16 protein-coding genes are annotated in these 20021 nt (G+C 43.3%); 1 reads left to right on the forward strand and 15 read right to left on the reverse strand.

Features of this window, described 5'->3' with window-relative positions:
- Positions 1-16: 16 nt before the first annotated feature.
- Complete coding sequence (gene secA, locus ACHB7C_RS07020; protein WP_042845099.1) at positions 17-2728, reverse strand: preprotein translocase subunit SecA; 2712 nt, start codon at positions 2726-2728, stop codon at positions 17-19.
- A 99-nt stretch (positions 2729-2827) separates the two neighbouring features.
- Positions 2828-3355: a secA translation cis-regulator SecM gene (gene secM, locus ACHB7C_RS07025; protein WP_042845101.1), complete on the reverse strand. Its 528-nt coding sequence runs from the start codon at positions 3353-3355 to the stop codon at positions 2828-2830.
- An 83-nt stretch (positions 3356-3438) separates the two neighbouring features.
- Between secM and ACHB7C_RS07030 the strand changes: the two genes are divergently transcribed.
- Entirely contained in the window at positions 3439-3960 is a 522-nt protein-coding gene (locus ACHB7C_RS07030; protein ID WP_048607937.1) for a DUF721 domain-containing protein, read from the forward strand.
- Between the two features lie 36 nt (positions 3961-3996).
- On the opposite strand, the gene lpxC is transcribed toward ACHB7C_RS07030, so the two are convergent.
- The 13 genes from lpxC to ftsI all read right to left on the reverse strand — a co-directional run bounded on the left by lpxC (position 3997) and on the right by ftsI (position 20012).
- On the reverse strand, positions 3997-4914 hold the full coding sequence (gene lpxC / locus ACHB7C_RS07035) for a UDP-3-O-acyl-N-acetylglucosamine deacetylase (protein WP_042845110.1): 918 nt from the start codon (positions 4912-4914) through the stop codon (positions 3997-3999).
- Between the two features lie 100 nt (positions 4915-5014).
- Positions 5015-6172, reverse strand: coding sequence for a cell division protein FtsZ (ftsZ, locus tag ACHB7C_RS07040; protein WP_042845111.1), 1158 nt, complete (start codon positions 6170-6172; stop codon positions 5015-5017).
- A 60-nt stretch (positions 6173-6232) separates the two neighbouring features.
- Entirely contained in the window at positions 6233-7489 is a 1257-nt protein-coding gene (gene ftsA / locus ACHB7C_RS07045; RefSeq protein ID WP_042845112.1) for a cell division protein FtsA, read from the reverse strand.
- 29 nt (positions 7490-7518) lie between these two features.
- Positions 7519-8325: a cell division protein FtsQ gene (ftsQ, locus tag ACHB7C_RS07050; RefSeq protein ID WP_042845113.1), complete on the reverse strand. Its 807-nt coding sequence runs from the start codon at positions 8323-8325 to the stop codon at positions 7519-7521.
- A 1-nt stretch (position 8326) separates the two neighbouring features.
- Complete coding sequence (locus tag ACHB7C_RS07055) at positions 8327-9247, reverse strand: D-alanine--D-alanine ligase (RefSeq protein ID WP_166685529.1); 921 nt, start codon at positions 9245-9247, stop codon at positions 8327-8329.
- A gap of 2 nt (positions 9248-9249) precedes the next feature.
- Positions 9250-10713, reverse strand: coding sequence for a UDP-N-acetylmuramate--L-alanine ligase (gene murC / locus ACHB7C_RS07060; protein WP_042845115.1), 1464 nt, complete (start codon positions 10711-10713; stop codon positions 9250-9252).
- Between the two features lie 46 nt (positions 10714-10759).
- Positions 10760-11833, reverse strand: coding sequence for an undecaprenyldiphospho-muramoylpentapeptide beta-N-acetylglucosaminyltransferase (gene murG, locus ACHB7C_RS07065; RefSeq protein ID WP_395346867.1), 1074 nt, complete (start codon positions 11831-11833; stop codon positions 10760-10762).
- Positions 11830-13023, reverse strand: a complete 1194-nt coding sequence (gene ftsW, locus ACHB7C_RS07070) for a cell division protein FtsW (RefSeq protein WP_042845117.1) — start codon at positions 13021-13023, stop codon at positions 11830-11832. Before ftsW ends, murG begins: the two co-directional genes overlap by 4 nt.
- Positions 13023-14333, reverse strand: a complete 1311-nt coding sequence (gene murD, locus ACHB7C_RS07075) for a UDP-N-acetylmuramoyl-L-alanine--D-glutamate ligase (protein WP_042845118.1) — start codon at positions 14331-14333, stop codon at positions 13023-13025. Before murD ends, ftsW begins: the two co-directional genes overlap by 1 nt.
- A 1-nt stretch (position 14334) precedes the next feature.
- On the reverse strand, positions 14335-15417 hold the full coding sequence (mraY, locus tag ACHB7C_RS07080; RefSeq protein WP_395346870.1) for a phospho-N-acetylmuramoyl-pentapeptide-transferase: 1083 nt from the start codon (positions 15415-15417) through the stop codon (positions 14335-14337).
- Positions 15411-16775, reverse strand: a complete 1365-nt coding sequence (gene murF / locus ACHB7C_RS07085) for a UDP-N-acetylmuramoyl-tripeptide--D-alanyl-D-alanine ligase (protein ID WP_129466224.1) — start codon at positions 16773-16775, stop codon at positions 15411-15413. The genes mraY and murF overlap by 7 nt, the downstream gene beginning before the upstream one ends.
- Positions 16772-18259 carry a UDP-N-acetylmuramoyl-L-alanyl-D-glutamate--2,6-diaminopimelate ligase gene (gene murE / locus ACHB7C_RS07090; protein WP_048607943.1) on the reverse strand — a complete coding sequence of 496 codons (1488 nt, stop codon included), beginning with the start codon at positions 18257-18259 and terminating at the stop codon, positions 16772-16774. Before murE ends, murF begins: the two co-directional genes overlap by 4 nt.
- The gene (gene ftsI / locus ACHB7C_RS07095; protein WP_042845122.1) at positions 18246-20012 is read right to left on the reverse strand and encodes a peptidoglycan glycosyltransferase FtsI; all 1767 of its coding nucleotides are present in this window, start codon (positions 20010-20012) and stop codon (positions 18246-18248) included. Before ftsI ends, murE begins: the two co-directional genes overlap by 14 nt.
- Positions 20013-20021: the final 9 nt, after the last annotated feature.

Genomic DNA, 20021 nt, shown 5'->3' on the forward strand with positions numbered 1-20021 from the left:
TATTTTTAACAACGAATTAGTTTAAGCGGCCATGGCATTGCTTATACTTTTTACCTGAGCCACAAGGACATGGGTCATTACGACCGATTTTATGGCCTTGTGTTGCTATTTTGGCTTCAGTTTCAGTCATTAAAGATTCCGAACCTGCTTCGTGACTAAGTTGTTGTTTCTTCGCTAAACGCTCTGCTTCTTCACGGCGCTGTTGTTCTAAAGCTTCGACCTCTTCAGGTAAACGAACTTGTACTTTAGATAACGTACTGATCACCTCATATTTCAGTGCTTCAAGCATATTTGCAAACATGCTGAAAGACTCACGTTTATATTCTTGTTTCGGGTCTTTTTGGGCATAACCACGTAAATGAATACCTTGACGTAAATAATCCATTGAAGCTAAATGCTCTTTCCATAAGGTATCTAATGTTTGCAACATTACCCCTTTTTCAAAGTTACGCATTGCTTCTGCACCGACAATTTCTTCTTTGCGATCATAAACTTCAATGGCTTTTGCCATGATACGTTCACGCAATGTTTCCTCGTGCAGTTCTGGTTCTTTATCTAACCACTCTTTGATTGGTAAATCGAGGTCAAAATCATTAACTAAACGCTGATGTAGCCCTTCAATATCCCACATTTCTTCTAATGATTGCGGAGGAATATATGCATCCATTGTTGTTGTGAATACATCTTCACGAATGCTATCAACGGTTTCCTTGATATCACCACCATCCAACAATTCATTACGCTGAGTATAGATAGCACGACGTTGGTCGCTCGCTACATCATCATACTCAAGTAATTGTTTACGAATATCAAAGTTACGGCTTTCAACTTTACGTTGCGCATTCGCAATCGCTTTAGTGACCCATGGATGCTCTATTGCTTCACCAGGTTTCATCCCTAGTTTTTTCATCATCCCAGTGACACGGTCAGAGGCGAAAATGCGCATAAGTGCATCTTCCATCGATAAGTAGAAACGTGATGAACCTGCATCCCCTTGACGACCAGCACGGCCTCGTAACTGGTTATCAATACGGCGAGACTCATGACGCTCTGTACCAATGATATGTAAACCGCCGGATGCTAATACTGCATCATGACGAATTTTCCATTGGGCTTTGATTTCATCAATTTGTTCTTGAGTTGGGTCTTCCAAAGCGGCAATTTCAGATTGCCAGCTACCACCCAACATAATATCAGTACCACGCCCCGCCATGTTCGTTGCAATGGTGACAGCACCCGCTTGACCCGCATTGGCGATAATATCAGCTTCCATTGCGTGGAATTTAGCATTAAGAACATTGTGCGCAATCTTAGCTTTTTTCAATGCATTAGAAATTAGCTCTGATTTTTCAATCGAAATAGTACCGACCAGTACTGGCTGACCATTGGCAGTTCTTTCACGGATATCTTCAATAATTGCAGCGAATTTATCTGCTTCATTCATATAAACCAGATCAGGTAAATCTTTACGAACCATTGGGCGGTTAGTTGGAATAACGATGGTATCAAGTTTATAAATAGAGCTAAATTCAAACGCTTCTGTATCTGCGGTACCCGTCATACCGGCTAGTTTTTCATACAAACGGAAGTAATTTTGGAATGTTATAGACGCGAGTGTCTGGTTTTCATTTTGGATTTCAACACCTTCTTTCGCTTCAACAGCTTGGTGCAAACCATCAGACCAACGACGCCCTTCCATTGTACGACCTGTATGTTCGTCGACAATAACAATTTGGCCATCTTTTACAATATAATCAACGTCTAACGTAAATAAAGCATGCGCACGTAAGCCAGCCATAACATGGTGCATTAACATAATGTTAGATGGAGAATATAACGACTCTCCTTCAGCCATTAAGCCTTCTTTTGCCAATAACTCTTCGATTAATACTAGCCCACGCTCAGTAATGGTAACTTGACGTGCCTTTTCATCAACCGAAAAATGACCTTCCCCTTGGAAAGTATCGGAGTCTTCTTTTTCTTGGCGTTGCAGATGTGGAATTAGTTTATCCACTTTTTGGTACAATTCTGAGCTATCTTCAGCAGGACCTGAGATAATTAGAGGTGTACGAGCTTCATCGATAAGGATTGAGTCAACCTCATCCACTAAAGCATAATGAAGCTTACGTTGAACGCGTTCTTCAGGACTAAACGCCATGTTGTCACGTAAGTAGTCGAAGCCAAACTCGTTATTAGTTCCATAAGTAATATCCGCAGCATACGCTTCGCGTTTCGCTGGAGGAGCCATACCCGGTAAGTTAATACCCACCGTTAAGCCTAAGAACTCAAATAATGGGCGGTTATTTTCCGCATCTCGTTTTGCTAAGTAGTCGTTTACTGTTACAACATGGACACCTTTGCCACTTAATGCGTTAATATATGCAGGTAACGTTGCGGTAAGTGTTTTACCTTCACCTGTGCGCATTTCAGCGATACAGCGTTCATTCAGTACCATCCCACCAATTAACTGTACATCAAAGTGACGCATACCAAATACACGTCGACTCGCTTCACGTACCGTAGCGAACGCTTCAGGAATGATGCTTTCTAAGCTTTCGTTTTTCTCTAGACGCTCACGAAACTCAATTGTTTTAGCTTTTAGTTCATCATCCGATAACTTTTCGAAATCAGGCTCTAAACGGTTAATTTTTTCAACTTCTTTGCGTAAGCGGCGTAGTGTGCGGTCGTTACGGCTACCAAAAACTTTGGTTAGGATCTTTGTTAACATATCTTTAATCTCTAATATATCAATTAGTTATTTAATTTTTTATTCATTGTTATGCCATAAAATAATACAGCGATATCTGCTGATACTTTATGAGGGAGATTAAGAAGTTAACGGCCCTGCACGAATACCATGGACTTGTGCCACCCACATCGCAGGTTGGTAAGAAATAAAGTGAGGGTAATCATAATGATTAACTTGAACAATACGTTCATCCCACTGAAGTGAACGCTGAGCCAACATGGCATACAACGTATCTAACATCAATTGTGGTACAATAAGTTGTTCTGATTCTTTTTTGGCCGTACTTGCATCGTCATCTTCGGTTGCTGAAAAGGCAAAAGTTAACTGACGGATGACATTTCTTACCGCATGTTGCTGCCAATAATTAACCGAAAAAGAGGATGAGGATGAAGAACGTTGAGAATTTTGCTGAGCAAATAAATTATCAAACGCATTAACCGCCTGACTTTGGCGATTAACTGGTGAAGAGTTAATTTGTGTTAATTGAGACTCAGATAATGCATTTAAAATTGTAGGCAAGCCGACACCCGTGGCAACCACACCTAATAATAGGTGGGACCAAAAGTATTTTCTACCAAGTTGTCGCCAAAAATTTAAAATGCCCATTAAACTCTTATATCATCAATTCGTGACAATGCTATTATCTGTCTATACGTTTTATCATTGCACATTGTTAGCTGGAGCCAAAAATGAGAGATAGTCATCCCCAAGCACTTTTTGATGTTCTTGAAGGGTCATTGGCAACATCATCGAACACGTTGCAGACAATTCAGCGCAATGCAAAAGCCATTGTTAAACTGAACCGTGCAGTAAAAGGCTTACTTCCTAGTGAAATCAAACCAATGTGCCGTGTTGCAAACTACCGTAACAATGTTATGGTCCTCGAAGTGGCTAATGCCAGCTGGATGACCCGCCTTAATTATGAAAAAATAAACCTTCTTTCTGCATTAAGGACATCTATTCTACCATCTTTATCTTCTATCGACATCAGAATCAATCCCGATCTAATGCGAAAATCGAAGCAAAATAGTTCAGTAACTAAGCAAACAGACTCAGCAAGTCAAAAAATGAACAACCGTCAGATAAGCACGCAAACAGCACTAACATTATTAAAATTAGCGGAGAATAGCCCAAAAGGGTTAAAAGAAAGGTTTGAGCGGCTGGCTGCACTAGCCGGAGAGAGTACTAGCACAGCCAACAGAAAGGGCTAACCCCGATTATTTTCGGTGATAGCCGCATAACCAACGTTATGCGTATACAGCTGAAGGGGCTTTAAATGCCACTGGCAATTGAGCTTCATCTTCAAAGGTAACAAGATCCCAAGCGGACTCTTTCGCTAAAACCGCTTGTAGAAGTTTGTTATTCAGTGCATGACCAGATTTGAACGCAGTAAATGCGCCAATAATGTTATGCCCACACATGAATAAGTCACCTATTGCATCCAACATTTTGTGACGAACGAATTCATCTTCAAAACGTAAGCCATCTTCGTTAAGAACTTTATAGTCATCAACAACGATAGCGCAGTCGAAACTACCGCCTAAGCATAAGCCTTTTGATTGCAGATATTCAATATCACGCATAAAACCAAAAGTACGTGCTCGGCTGATTTGATTAACAAATGATTCCGCAGAGAAATCAAGTGAATAGCGTTGTGTGCTGCTATCAATAGCCGGGTGTTGGAAATCAATAGTGAAATCAAGACTAAACCCATTATAAGGTTTCATCTCTGCCCATTTATCACCATCTTCAACACGTACAGTTTCTTTAATACGCAAAAATTTCTTTGCACAATTTAACTCTTCGATACCGCCATCAAGCAGTAAGAAAACAAATGGTGCTGCACTGCCATCCATAATAGGGATTTCAGGCGCATTGACTTCAATAACAATGTTATCGATACCTAACCCTGCTAAGGCAGCATTCAAATGCTCAACAGTTGAAATACGTACGTTATCTTCGTTGACTAAGCAAGTACATAACATAGTATCGCGAACTGATTTCGCATCTGCCGGAAAATCAACCGGTGGATTAAGGTCAGTACGACGGTAGATGACCCCGGTATTGGCCGGCGCTGGACGTAAAGTAAGCGTAACTTTTTTGCCGGTATGTAGACCGACACCAGTCGCTGTAATTATACGTTTTAATGTCCTTTGTTTGATCATCGTATTTTTCTCGCAATGTTATAAGTCCTACTGATTATCTTACAGGATAACCAGTAGGAAATTTTAGCACAAAAAGCGGAGAAACCAATATAAATTAAAATTAATCGGCCTGCTTACGCAAGAACGCAGGAATATCAAGATAATCTGGTTCTTTATTTGTTTGCGTATTTTGGTCATTAACCGCTTTAGCTGCTGGTTTCTCTTCTGTTAATGAAGACATGCTATTTTGCATTTGCTGATAACGTTGCTCCATTGACGTCTGCTGAGACATCTTATTGCTGACTAAGGTAATTTCTGGACGTTTGTCCATACCAATACCCGTAGCAACAACAGTGACGCGCAGCTCTTCGTGCATTTCTGGGTCTAGAGAAGTACCGATTACTACCGTCGCATTATCAGATGCGAAAGCACGGATAGTATTACCTACCGTCTCAAACTCATCCAAGCGCAGGTCGAAACCAGCGGTGATGTTAACCAACACACCACGCGCACCAGACAGGTCGATATCTTCAAGTAGTGGGCTAGAAATGGCCATTTCAGCCGCTTCTTCTGCTCTATCTTCACCACGAGCGACACCTGAACCCATCATCGCGTAGCCCATTTCTGACATGACTGTACGTACGTCAGCGAAGTCTACGTTCATCAAACCTGGGCGTGTAATCAGTTCAGCGATACCTTGTACTGCACCTTTAAGTACGTCATTTGCCGCACCAAAAGCATCTAGTAACGAGATACCACGACCAAGTACTTTCAATAATTTATCATTTGGGATGGTGATCAGTGAGTCTACGTGTTTTGATAACTCAGTAATCCCCGCTTCTGCAAATGCCATGCGCTTTTTACCTTCAAAATTGAAAGGCTTAGTCACAACAGCAACTGTCAGAATACCCAGTTCTTTGGCTACCTCGGCAACAACTGGAGCAGCCCCAGTTCCTGTACCACCGCCCATACCTGCTGCGATAAAGACCATATCTGCGCCATCTAATGCATTACGCAGAGCTTCACGATCTTCTTCAGCGGCATTACGGCCGACTTCAGGGTTTGCGCCAGCACCCAGACCTTTGGTAATACCTGTACCGATCTGGATAGTTTGTCCAACTGCGGTTTTACGCAGTGCCTGTGCGTCTGTATTGACAGCGAAGAACTCAACGCCTTCAATACGTTCACGCACCATGTGTTCAACGGCATTACCGCCGCCGCCCCCAACGCCGATGACTTTAATCACCGCATCGTTGGTTAGCTCCATTGGTTCAAACATAATGTCTCTCCGTTTTGTGCTTACTACTTTTGAAGCTAATAATATGCTTCTTTATAAAAATTAAAATTCTTTTCTCAGCCAGCTAGTTATTTTACTAAACCACCCGCTCACTGATGCTCGTTTTTCTATTTCGGTATCATCGCCTAAATGGCTTTCTTTACCGTAGTGCAGAAGCCCAACCGCAGTTGAATAGTATGGCTCCTGTGCATAATCCGTTAATCCTGTGATGTTGAGCGGTGTACCAATTCGCACTTGCGTATGGAACACTTTTTGAGCACATTCGACTAAACCATCGATTTGAGCTGCTCCACCAGTCAACACGATACCAGCGGCCAAATGGTGTTTGACACCTTGTTGGCGTAACTGTTCCTGTAAATTTAAAATTTCTTCATTTACTAAGTTTAACAGCTCAGTATACCGTGGCTCGATAACTTCTGCTAAGGTTTGACGCTGTAAACTTCTAGGTGGACGACCACCCACACTAGGCACTTCTACGGTCTCATCTTTACTGACAATCGAACCTACTGCACAACCATGACGCACTTTGATTGCCTCTGCATCTGTTGGCGGTGTTCCGAAAGCATAAGCGATATCACTAGTCACCACATTACCTGCGTATGGAATAACCTTAGTGTGGCGTAAAGCGCCCCCCGTATAAACTGCCATATCCATTGTACCGCCACCAATATCGACGACACAAACGCCTAACTCACGCTCATCTTCAGTTAACACGCTATAGCTTGCAGCAAGACCCGCAAAAATAAGCTGATCGACTTTTAACCCACAACGCTCAACTGCTTTGACTATGTTCTTCGCCATATCATTATGGCAGGTGATCAGATGTACTTTGGCTTGCATACGTACACCCGATAACCCAACCGGGTTTTTAATCCCTTCTTGGTAATCTATCGCGAACTCTTGTGGAATTACGTGCAATATTCTGTGTTCATCACGAACACGAACTGATTTTGCAGTATGTACCACACTATCAACATCTTCTTGTGTCACTTCTTCTTCTGAAACTGGCACCATACCAATTTCATTTTGGCAGCTAACATGCTTACCCGATAACGCAAGATATACTGAAGATATTTGGCAATCTGCCATTAATTCAGCCTGATCAATCGCTCTTTGGACACATTTTACCACTGATTCAAGGTCGTTTACGCCACCTTTGTCCATTCCGCGAGATGGACAACTTCCCACCCCAATAATATTAACCATACCATCGGGCAGAATTTCGCCAACAAGGGCTGATACCTTGGAAGTTCCAATTTCAAGGCCTACCACTAATTTTCTGTCCGTTGCTTTAATCATTTCTTCTGCCTAATTAGAGTTATTAGTCATTATTGTAAACTCGGTGGAGCATCGACCAATAGTGGTGCCCAACCCACCGCAGCACCACTGGTATAACGTAAGTCAACATAATCAACTCGTTTATCCGTCGTTTGCTGCAAAAGCGGATAAAGTTCAAGGAACCTGTTTAGCCGCTCTGAAACATCTTTTTTACCCAGTTCAATTCTGACATCGTTGTCTAAAATAATTTGCCATGCATGCCTAGCAGTCATAGAGAGTGACTTTAGTTTTAAGTTATGTGCAGCTAACGTATTCTTAAATACTGCAAATTCTTTAAGAACTTCTTTTTGGCTACCTTGTGGGCCATACAGCAACACATAGTCGCCTTTCCCATTTTCGCTGACCGGTAAACTAAATACCCGCCCCTCTCCATCTACCATGTTTTGATCATTCCACCTTGCAAATGGACGATACTCAACAATGTGAATCTTTAATTCGTCAGGCCATTGTTTGCGCACTGTAACTTGGCGTATCCAAGGCATCATGCTTATTTGATTTTGGATAGCATTGACATCAACTGTCATAAACGTACCCGGTTGCCCTAATGCTAAAATTGCCTTTCTAACATCATCATTTTTGGTGTAATGACGCTCCCCTGTTAGAACCAACTTAGACATTGGTAGCCTATCTGCATCTTTCATCCATGTCGTTACCATCCAACCACTCCAAATGATAGTACTTACAACAATTAGGAAGAAAAATAACCCACCTAAAAATGCACCATTACTTGGCCCTGAACTTGGGTCTTCATCGTTCTTATGGTTATGATGTTTAACGTTTAATGCTGCCTGCGACATATCAACGAGCCAATTTCAAAATTTGCACAACTAACTCAGAAAACCCCATACCTGCTTGACGTGCGGCCATTGGTACTAGGCTATGGCTAGTCATGCCTGGTGAGGTATTCACTTCTAATAAATAGAACTGACCGTCACTATCTTGCATTACATCCACTCGCCCCCAGCCTTCACATCCTACTGTCTGATATGCATTCATTGCTAACTCAGACAACTCAGATTCCGCTTGTTCATCTAAACCACTTGGGCAAAAATATTGCGTTTCATCTGACAGATATTTTGCTTCATAGTCATAAAAAATACCCGGTGGTTGAATACGGATGGACGGTAATGTCTTATCACCTAATATTGCAACCGTAAATTCTGGGCCACTAAGCCATTTTTCTATCAACACTGTATCGTCAAACTGAAATGCCAATTCTAGTGCTGAAGACAATGTCTCTAAACTGTCGACTTTACTCATCCCAACACTGGAACCTTCTAAACTTGGCTTAACAATAAGTGGTAAACCAAGTTGTTGAACCTTTTCGATAACTTGTTCATGGGAAGCTTGGGTATACTGCTGCTGAGTCAAGTATACATACGGAGACACACTTAACCCTGCCCCTTCCCACAATTGTTTTGTTCTTAGCTTGTCCATGCTGAGTGCCGAGGCCATTACACCGCTACCAGTATAAGGTAGGTTTAAAAACTCCAATAACCCCTGTAATGTTCCGTCTTCACCGCCACGACCATGTAACGCAATAAATACTTTATCGAAACCTGCATTTCTCAGTGTTTCAACAGGAAAATCTTTGGTATCAATAGGATGAGCATCAATACCTGCTTGACGTAACCCTGTCAGCACAGCGTTCCCTGACTGAAGTGAAACCTCACGTTCAGCGGATGTCCCTCCTAATAAAACCGCAACTTTCTCTGCCATATTTATTCCTCAACCATCGGCGGCTGTAATTTCGTTTCCGCTAGGTTTTTTGCTATTTTACCAATATTTCCTGCGCCTTGAACTAAAATTAAATCATTTTCATCAAGAGTTTGAGCTAGGATGTGTGGTATTTGTTCAACGTCGGCAACATAAATAGGATCAATCTGACCGCGACCACGAATTGTTCTACATAATGAGCGGCTATCAGCCCCCGGAACATGCTTCTCACCAGCAGAATACACATCTAACATCAGTAATATATCAACTTGCCCCAGCACATTAACAAAATCATCGTATAAATCACGCGTACGTGTATAGCGATGAGGCTGAAAAATCATAACAATACGTTTATCTGGCCAACCTGCTCTTGCTGCTTTAATGGTGGCGTCAACTTCTGTTGGATGATGACCGTAGTCATCAACTAACATCACTTCGCCTTCCTTACCATTCACATTGCGTAATGCGAAATTACCTAGGAAATCAAAACGACGCCCAGTGCCTTGGAACTCTACCAGCGCAGACAAAATATGTAAGTCATCAATGCCTTCCTCAGTTGCCACAGCAACCGCAGCCGTTGCATTCAATGCATTGTGACGCCCCGGCGCATTAAGTACGACAGTCAGTTCTGGCATCCCTTCACGCGCAATGGTGAAAAAACCTTGATTACCTTTTTGTTCATATTTTGTGATACGCACATCAGCATCTTCACTAAAACCATAAGTCGTTATATAACGACCAATTTTGGGTAATAATGAACGAATTACAGGGTCATCAATACACATGACTGCACGGCCATAAAATGGCAAATTATGTAAGAAGTTAATGAACGTATTGGTTAAATTATCAAAGTCACCTTGATAAGTATCCATATGATCAGCTTCAATATTCGTGACGACCGCAACTAACGGTTGTAAGTGCAAAAATGAAGCATCGCTTTCATCAGCTTCAGCAATTAAGTAACGGCTACTGCCTAAGCGAGCATGTGTCCCTGCTGATTTAACTAAACCGCCATTCACAAAGGTTGGGTCTAAACCTGCTTGTGCATAAATCCCAGAAATCATTGCTGTCGTTGTTGTTTTGCCATGAGTCCCTGCAACAGCAATACCATGACGATAACGCATTAGTTCAGCTAACATTTCTGCACGGCGAATAACAGGAATACGTAACTCTTTTGCTGCTTGAATTTCAGGGTTCTCACTGGAAATAGCTGTAGAAACTACAACCACACTCGCATTTTCAACATTTTCGGGGCGATGGTTAAAATAAATTGTTGCGCCCAATTCGGTTAACTGTTGAGTCACTGCATTTGGTGCTAAATCAGAACCACTAATTTCATAACCTTCATTTGCCAACACTTCAGCGATACCACCCATGCCGGCACCACCGATGCCAACAAAATGGATGTGCCTAACTCTTCTCATTTCTGGCACTGATATTCTTAATTTCGCTAATTGTTGTGTATTCACTATATTTCTTCGCTTCTAATTAAATCGGTATCAATTATGGCTAAAATTATTTAGCCACTTCGCAAATAACAGCAGCAACGCGTTCCGTTGCGTCAGTTATTGCACAATCATGGGCTTTTTGCGCCATCGACAGTAACGTTGCCCTATCCCACTGTTCAAGTAGGTTCGCCACAGCATCAGCCGTAAATTGCGGCTGTTCTAATATTTTAGCGGCCCCTGCTTTTTCTAGCGGCAGTGCATTCCAATATTGCTGGCGGTCTTTATGCTGAAAAGGAACAAAAATGGCAGGTAAACCTGCGGCTGCAACTTCACTTACTGTCAATGCACCTGAGCGGCAAACAACAATATCTGCCCAAGCATAAGCTTGCGCCATATCGTCAATAAATTCAGTAACTTTATACTCGGAATTACCCGAAACTTGCAGGTGTTCATTATACAATGCTTCAGTAGAACCTTTACTACCTTTTCCAGCCTGATGCCAAATATTTAACTGCTTGCTTGTTTTTTCAGCCACTAAAGGCATAACTTGGTTTAAAATTCGCGCCCCTTGGCTACCACCGATAACCAACACACGTATTGCGCCATCTCTACCCGCCAAACGGATTTGTGGGGCTGGTAAAGCTAAAACATCTTCACGGACGGGGTTGCCAACCACAGGTGCATTTGGAAATGCCCCCGGAAAAGCTTGTAATACACGCTTAGCTATTCGAGATAACCATTTATTCGTTAAACCAGCTATGCCATTTTGTTCGTGCAAAACAACCGGAACCCCACACTGCCATGCTGCAATTCCACCCGGACCGGAGACATAGCCCCCCAACCCTAAGACTGCATCGGGTTGATACTGTTTAATAATGGCCTTAGCTTGACGGATCGCTTTGTAAATCCGCCAAGGTGCACCGACCAATGCCGCAATCCCTTTTCCCCTTAAACCCGATATCTGAATAAACTCGATATCAATGCCATGTTTAGGTACTAATGTAGCTTCCATACGATCAGCGGTGCCTAACCAACGAATTTCCCAGCCCTGAGCCTGCAAATAATGCGCCACAGCTAGACCAGGAAAAACATGTCCCCCTGTTCCACCGGCCATGACGAGTAGTTTTTTTGCCTGACTCATTTAACGCTCCTTACAAACGCCTGTGCTTTTTCAAGACGTGTTTCAAAATCAATTCGTAATAATATTGCTATCGCAGCAGCCATAACCAGTAAACTTGAACCACCATAACTAATTAATGGTAATGTTAACCCTTTCGTTGGCAGCATACCGGATGCCGCACCGACGTTGACAAGTGCTTGGAAAGTAAACCAAATCCCAATTGAGCACGCTAAATAACCACCAAACAGTTGATTTGACATTAATGCGCGGCGACCAATCATCATCGCCCTGAATGCCAACATAAATACCATTAGCAGAACCAGTACCACGCCTAAATAACCCAGCTCTTCGGCTAAAACTGAAAAAATAAAATCCGTATGCGCTTCGGGCAAATATTCCAATTTTTGTACTGAATTACCTAACCCCTGACCAAACATTTCCCCACGACCAAAAGCCATCAAGGATTGCGTTAACTGATAACCACTACCAAACGGGTCATCCCATGGGTTTAAGAAAGAGGTAACACGTCGCAAACGATATGGTTCAAACCAAATCAATGCTAATACCCCAACTGCACAAGCAGCGATCCCAATAATAAATGGTGCGAGCCTTGCCCCAGCTAAAAACAATAAACCAAGTGTCGTGACCACTAAAACAATGACGGTTCCTAAATCAGGCTGTAATAACAGTAAAGAGGCCATAACGACCAAAATACACATTGGTTTGATAAAACCGAGGAAGCGTGTACGTACCTCATCTGATTTACGAACTAAATAACTAGATACATAGCAAAATAATGTAAATTTTGAGAGCTCCGCAGGCTGGATTTTTACCAACCCGATATCTATCCAGCGTGATGCACCATTAACCGAGCTGCCTGCGACAAGTACTACAACTAGCATGGCTAATGATGCCATCAGTAATATAAAGTTGTATTTTTCCCAAACTGCCATCGGAATACGCATTACACCTAGCGCTAAAATAAATGCAATGACGATATACACAACATCACGTTTAGCAAAATAGAATGGGTCTTCCGTTAAACGTTGCCCTACGGGCATCGACGCGGATGTCACCATAATGAAACCAACCGCAGCAAGACCGAATGCCAACCATACTAATGTACGGTCGTAAAGCGTTGAGCCTGAAATCACGCCATTTCTTTCACCAATGACCCAGTTTTTGATACGCAATGCACCCGGTATTGTCATTAACCTAACTCCTCGGCTAATTGAGCAAAGACAGCACCGCGCTGCTCAAAACTTTTAAATTGATCCAAACTTGCACAGGCAGGAGATAACAACACCATATCACCGGCTTTTAAATTTGGTGCAATTTGGCGTAAGCTTTGCTCCATGGTTTCTGTCAATACTGATTTTTCCGGCGCCAGCGCCGCCAATGTTTCACCATCGCGACCAAAACAATACAAACGGTAGTTATCCGCAGCAATATAAGGTTTGAGTGATGAAAAATCAGCAGACTTACCATCGCCACCTAATAATAAATACAAAGTGCCTTCAACATGTAACCCATTCAGTGCCGCTTCTGTACTACCTACATTAGTTGCTTTAGAGTCGTTAATCCAACGAACACCATGTTTAAATAGGACCAATTCAAAACGGTGTGCCAGCCCTGCATATTCTTTCAAGACTTGTACACTCGCTTTACGAGGAATATTAACTGCATCTGCCAAGGCTAATGCGGCTAACGCATTGAGGTAATTATGTTGGCCGGTCAGATGCATCTCGTTAACATCCAACAGTTGCTCACCTTTAGCCACTAACACACGTTTTTGGGTATCAAAGAAATAATCACCGTTATTTAAACCAAAACTGATGCATTCATCTTGTGTTAGGTTTTCGGGTAATGTCAGCGCATCTTGCCCATTCACAATGCAGTTTTCAGCTTGATGATAAATTTTCAATTTTGCTGCGCGATACTGCACTAGCCCCAATGGATAGCGATCCATATGGTCTTCACTAATATTCAATACCGTTGCAGCAGCCGCTTTTAAACTGGATGTCGTTTCCAGTTGAAAGCTTGATAGCTCTAAAACATAGAGAGCATGCCCTGCATTCAGTAATGAAAGTGCAGGAATACCTATATTGCCACCAACGCCGACTGAAACCCCGGCGGCTTTTGCCATTTCACCCACAAGTGAGGTAACCGTACTTTTACCATTCGACCCCGTAATAGCCACTATCGGAGCATCGGCTTCACGGCAAAAGAGTTCAATGTCACCCACAATTTCGATGCCGTTTTGTGCAGCTTGCTGCAATTGCGGTGTTGCTAAAGCAATACCAGGGCTTGCAACAATTAAATCCGCTTCTTGTAGCCATGAGTTATTCAAACTACCGCTATGGCACGCCACATTTACAGGAAGTTTATCAACACCGGGCGGTACGGTTCGGGTATCCATCACACGCGGCACAACGCCACGCTCAATGAAAAAATGAACGCAGGATAGGCCTGTTACCCCAAGACCTATAATAACTACATTCTTACCCTGATAATCGACCATGTTAACGCACCTTCAAGGTTGCTAGCCCGATCAGGACTAACATTAACGAAATAATCCAAAAGCGCACGATCACTCGTGGCTCTGGCCAGCCTTTCAATTCATAATGGTGGTGAATTGGTGCCATGCGGAAAATACGTTGACCGCGTAATTTAAACGAACCAACTTGTAAGATCACCGACAGTGTTTCAACCACAAACACACCACCCATAATCACTAATAAAAACTCTTGGCGTAGTAGCACCGCAATGGTACCGAGTGCACCACCAAGCGCTAATGAGCCAACATCGCCCATAAAGACTTGTGCTGGATAGGTGTTAAACCACAAGAAGCCCAAGCCAGCACCAACAATGGCGGTACACACAATCACCAATTCACCTGCATGAGGTAAAAATGGAATATGCAAATAACCTGCAAAGTTGACGTTACCTGTCGCCCATGCCACTAAAGCAAACCCAGCTGCAACGAAAACAGTCGGCATAATCGCTAAGCCATCTAGGCCATCCGTTAAGTTAACCGCGTTGCTAGTCCCGACAATCACAAAGTAAGTCAATAAAATATACAGCACACCCAGTTGCGGCATAACATCTTTAAAGAATGGAACAACCAACTGTGTTGCTGGTGTGTCTTTACCAATCGCGTACATTGAAAATGCAACGACTAATGCGATAACGGATTGCCAGAAATATTTCCAACGCGCGATTAACCCCCGCGTATCTTTACGAACCACTTTGCGGTAATCATCAACAAAGCCAACAATACCGTAGCCGACTAATACCAGTAATACACACCAAACATACGGATTATCTAAGCGAGCCCATAACAGTGTTGAAACTGTAATTGAGAATAAAATCAATAAGCCGCCCATGGTTGGCGTGCCACGTTTACTAAAGTGTGACTCAGGCCCTTCACTACGAACGACTTGACTAATTTGCATTTTTTGCAAGTAAGTAATTAGATGTGGACCCATCCATAAAGCAATAGCGAGTGCTGTCAGCAAACCGACAATGGCTCTGAACGTCAAATAAGAAAAGACGTTCAACACGGAAAACTTGTGGACCAACATTTCGGCAAGCCAGACTAACATTCAAAGCACTCCTTTAATGCATTCACTACATCTTCCATCGCGGAGCTGCGTGAACCTTTAACTAAAATGGAAACAACATCATTCTGCTGTGCTAGCGGAATTAGTCGGGACAATAAATCTGTTTTGGTGGTGAAGTGTTCACCGCACTCACTTAATTGGCTGATCAGCTCACTCAGTTCACCAACACTTAATACTTTTTCTAAACCTGCTTGCTTAGCCGCGATACCAACACGTTGGTGACAATCGTGAGCGTAATCGCCTAGCTCGCCCATATCGCCGACAACCAGAATGCGATATCCCGGCATTTGTGCTAGCACATTAATAGCAGCAATCATTGAGCCATCATTTGCATTATAGGTATCATCGAAAACCACTTTATGCTCAGCTAAACTCACAGGGTATAAGCGCCCCGGTACAGCTTGAGTTTTCGCCAAGCCATTTTTAATGTTTTCAAGGCTAGCCCCCACTGAAATGGCTAATGCACTCGCAGCAAGGACATTCGCAATATTATGCATCCCCGGAAGTGGCAATGTGATATCAGCACGCCCCACTGGTGTGTGTAAAACAAAATCCGTTGTCAGTTGCTTAACTTGAATATCTGAAGGGTAAAAATCCACGTTAGCTTCTGGCGCTAATGAATAATACCAAACCGTCTGGCGTGGCTGAAACCGCCATTTATCACTGTAGCTATCAAGATTAACAATCGCAGTGCCTTCTTCTGCCACACCTTGATAAATTTCACCTTTAGCCTTAGCAACCCCTTCAGGTGAACCAAAACCTGCTAAATGCGCCCCAAATAAATTATTCACTAGTGCCGCTTCAGGCTTCACTATATTCGTCGTATAAGCAATCTCATTGGGGTGATTGGCCCCCATTTCTATGACGGCAAAATCGTATTCGTCAGTCAAGCGAAATAACGTTAACGGAACACCAATATCATTATTCAAATTACCCGCGGTATATAGTGTTTTGCCCCGCTCTGACAAAATTGACGCCACCATTTCTTTCACCGACGTCTTGCCAGAAGAGCCCGTTAAGCCAACAACTTTCGCTCGGCTTTGTTGACGTACCCACGCAGCCAGTTGCCCCATAGCAATCCGAGTATCTTTCACGACGACTTGTGGGCAATCCACATTCAGTTTACGTGCTACCAATAAGGCTTTTGCACCCGCCTCAACCACCTGCTGTGCAAAATCATGGGCATCGAAACGCTCACCTTTTAAAGCAATAAACAAGCCGTTTTCTGGAATTTTCCGGCTATCCGTACTCACTGCGGTTAGCTGTAATTGGTTATCTGCTGTGCATTCAATCTGCCCAGCTGTAATTTGTGCTAATTGTGCAAGTGTTAGTGGGATCATGCGATTACCCCCAATAACCTTGCGACCGTTAAGCGGTCTGAATAATCCAATTTTCGCTGGCCGATAATTTGGTAGTCTTCATGGCCTTTACCCGCGATCACAATCACATCATCTGGTGAGGCTTGCAAAATTGTACTGGTCACCGCCTCTGGACGGCCAGGGATAGCTAATGCTCGGCTTGAATCTAACAAACCCGCCATAATGTCATTAATAATGTCAATTGGGTCTTCACTACGAGGGTTATCATCTGTAATGACTATTTTATCAGCCCATTCTTCCGCCGCAGCCCCCATTAGTGGGCGCTTGCCTTTATCACGGTCGCCGCCACAGCCAAACACGCACCAGAGTTGCCCTTTACAGTGTAAACGAGCCGCAGCTAATGCTTTTTCTAAGGCATCAGGTGTATGGGCATAATCAACCACCACTGTCGGTTTGTTAGGTGCACTAAATACTTCCATGCGACCACACACTGGCGATAATGAGGATGTTGTCGCCATCAGTTCGCCCAATGGGTAATCCATCATTAATAAAGTTGCCATCGCCACTAATAAGTTACTGACATTAAAAGCCCCCATTAATGGGCTTTCGAACACCCCATTCCCCCACGAGGAAGCAAAGTGGATCGTCGCGCCTTTATCATGGTATTCCACCTCTGTCGCAGCTAACCATGGGCCCTGCCAACCATTAGGTATTCGATTTTCCATCGTTACCGCACAGGCCTGAGGTAAACGCTGTAACCATTTCAACCCGACATCATCATCTGCATTAATGATTTGCGATTTTGTATTATGAGTAGAAAATAATAACCATTTTGCGGCTTCGTAATTTTCCATATCACCATGATAATCAAGGTGATCACGGCTTAAGTTGGTAAATACTGCCGCATCAAATTGTAATGCAGCCACACGGCCTTGAATTAAGCCATGTGAAGATACTTCCATCGCGGTTAAACTCGCTTTTTTATTTAATAATTGTGTAAGTTCAAGCTGGATATCAACTGCTGAGCCAGTGGTGTTTTCACTTGGCGTAACCTGCCCTAATAGCCCATTACCCACAGTTCCCATTACGGCACTGGTTTCACCTAAGCCTTTTGCCCATTGCGCAATTAATTGTGTTGTCGTCGTTTTACCGTTTGTCCCAGTAACACCAACTAATTTCATTTTTGTTGATGGATGTTGGTAAAACTCACCAGCAAGTGCCGACAAGCGATTATTAAGGTCATGCAGATAAATAACAGGTACGCCGTGGATAAAACGCACTTCGCCTTCTGCCGCTTCTCCCTGTGCCTCAGCAATAACAGCGGAAACTCCTTGAGCAATTGCTTGAGGAATATAGTGTCGACCATCCGATTGATGACCTTTTATAGCAATGAACAGATCGCCCGAGGCAGCCTTTCGACTGTCTAGTGTCATCTCACGTAGTGAGACTGGAGCTATGCTCACACCAAAAGGTGAGAGAAGATCACAAAGATTACGATCTGCCACTTTTAACCTCTTTTTTGCTATTCACAATTTCGTTTTGTTCGTTCGGTTGTAATGCATCAGGTTCAATATTCATGAGTCGTAAGACCCCGCCCATAATTGAACCAAATATAGGTGCAGATACCGCACCACCATAATATTTGCCTGCACTTGGTTCGTTAATTAACACCACCAATGCATAACGCGGATTACTGGCTGGCGCAACGCCAGCTGCGTAGGCTAGATATTTTTCGACGTAACGCCCTTCAGGACCGACTTTTTTCGCGGTCCCTGTTTTGATTGCAATGCGATAGCCTTTAATGGCAGCACTTGCACCACCACCGCCTGGTAAAGCGACGCTTTCCATCATATGAACCACTGTTCGCATAATCGGCTCGGGAAATACACGAGTCCCTGGAACAGGAGGGTCTACCTTTGTGATAGATAATGGGCGATAAATACCAAAACTACCGATTGTTGCATAGGCCCGCGCAAGCTGTAACGGAGTTACCATTTGCCCGTAGCCAAAAGAAAAGGTGGCCCTTTCAAGATCAGACCACCGTGTTTTTTTACTTGGGAATATGCCACTACTTTCCCCGACTAACCCCAGATTAGTCGGCTTGCCAAACCCAAAGCGGTTATACACATCCACCAGCTCTGTGGCAGGCATCGCTAACGCCAGTTTAGAAACACCAACGTTACTCGACTTCTGTAAAATCCCAGTGATTGTTAACTCTGCATAACGCCCAACGTCTTTAATTTCATGACCGCCAACACGATATGGATAAGTATTTATCACTGAGTTTTCTTTAATAATTTTATTATGCAACGCGCTCATGACGACCATTGGTTTCACGGTCGAACCCGGTTCAAAAATATCGGTAATAGCACGATTACGCATTGCATCCATTGGTGTACCAGCAAGGTTATTAGGGTTGTAGGATGGGCTGTTAGCCATCGCTAAGATTTCCCCTGTATGCACATCCACTAAAATTGCCACACCAGATTCGGCTTTATTTTGTTGAACACCACGAGTTAACTCACGGTATACAATAGACTGAATTCGCTCATCAATACTCAACGTTAAGTTATGAGCTGCTTGGCTATCAACCGATGAGATAGTTTCGATAACTCGTCCATTACGGTCTTTACGCACGGTACGCTCACCCGGCGCCCCTTTTAACCAACGGTCAAAGCTTTTTTCGACCCCTTCAATCCCTTCACCATCAATATTTGTCACACCAAGCAAATGCGCGGTAACTGGGCCTGATGGGTAATAGCGGCGGGATTCTTTACGTAAATAGATCCCTGGGATTTTTAATTTTTTAACGTAATCACCGATAGATGGATTAACTTGGCGCGCTAAATACACAAAACGGCCTCTTGGATTGGCCGATATTTTGTTGGTAATTTGTTCCAGTGGTATCTCAAGTGCATCAGCGAGTGCTTTCCAGTGCTCATCATTGCTGATCCCCCCTTTTTCAAACACTTCTTTTGGGTCAACCCAAATTGCATTAACAGGCACACTGACGGCGAGTTGGCGCCCTTCTCGGTCACTAATCATTCCTCTTGAGGTTGCCACTTCTTGCACACGCAAAGAGCGCATGTCGCCTTCTTTTACCAGTTTTTCTGGCGCTATAATTTGTAGATAAGCCACACGCGCCAATAAACCAGCTAACGCTAAGACAATGCATCCACACAGCAAAATAAAACGCCAGCGGATAAAGCTGGTGCTTTCATCTTGTTTCTTATTTTTCGCTGTTTTCGGTGCTTTCATTAGGGACCT

The sequence above is a fragment of the Providencia sp. 2024EL-00732 genome, from assembly GCF_044006275.1.
Taxonomy (GTDB): domain Bacteria; phylum Pseudomonadota; class Gammaproteobacteria; order Enterobacterales; family Enterobacteriaceae; genus Providencia; species Providencia huashanensis.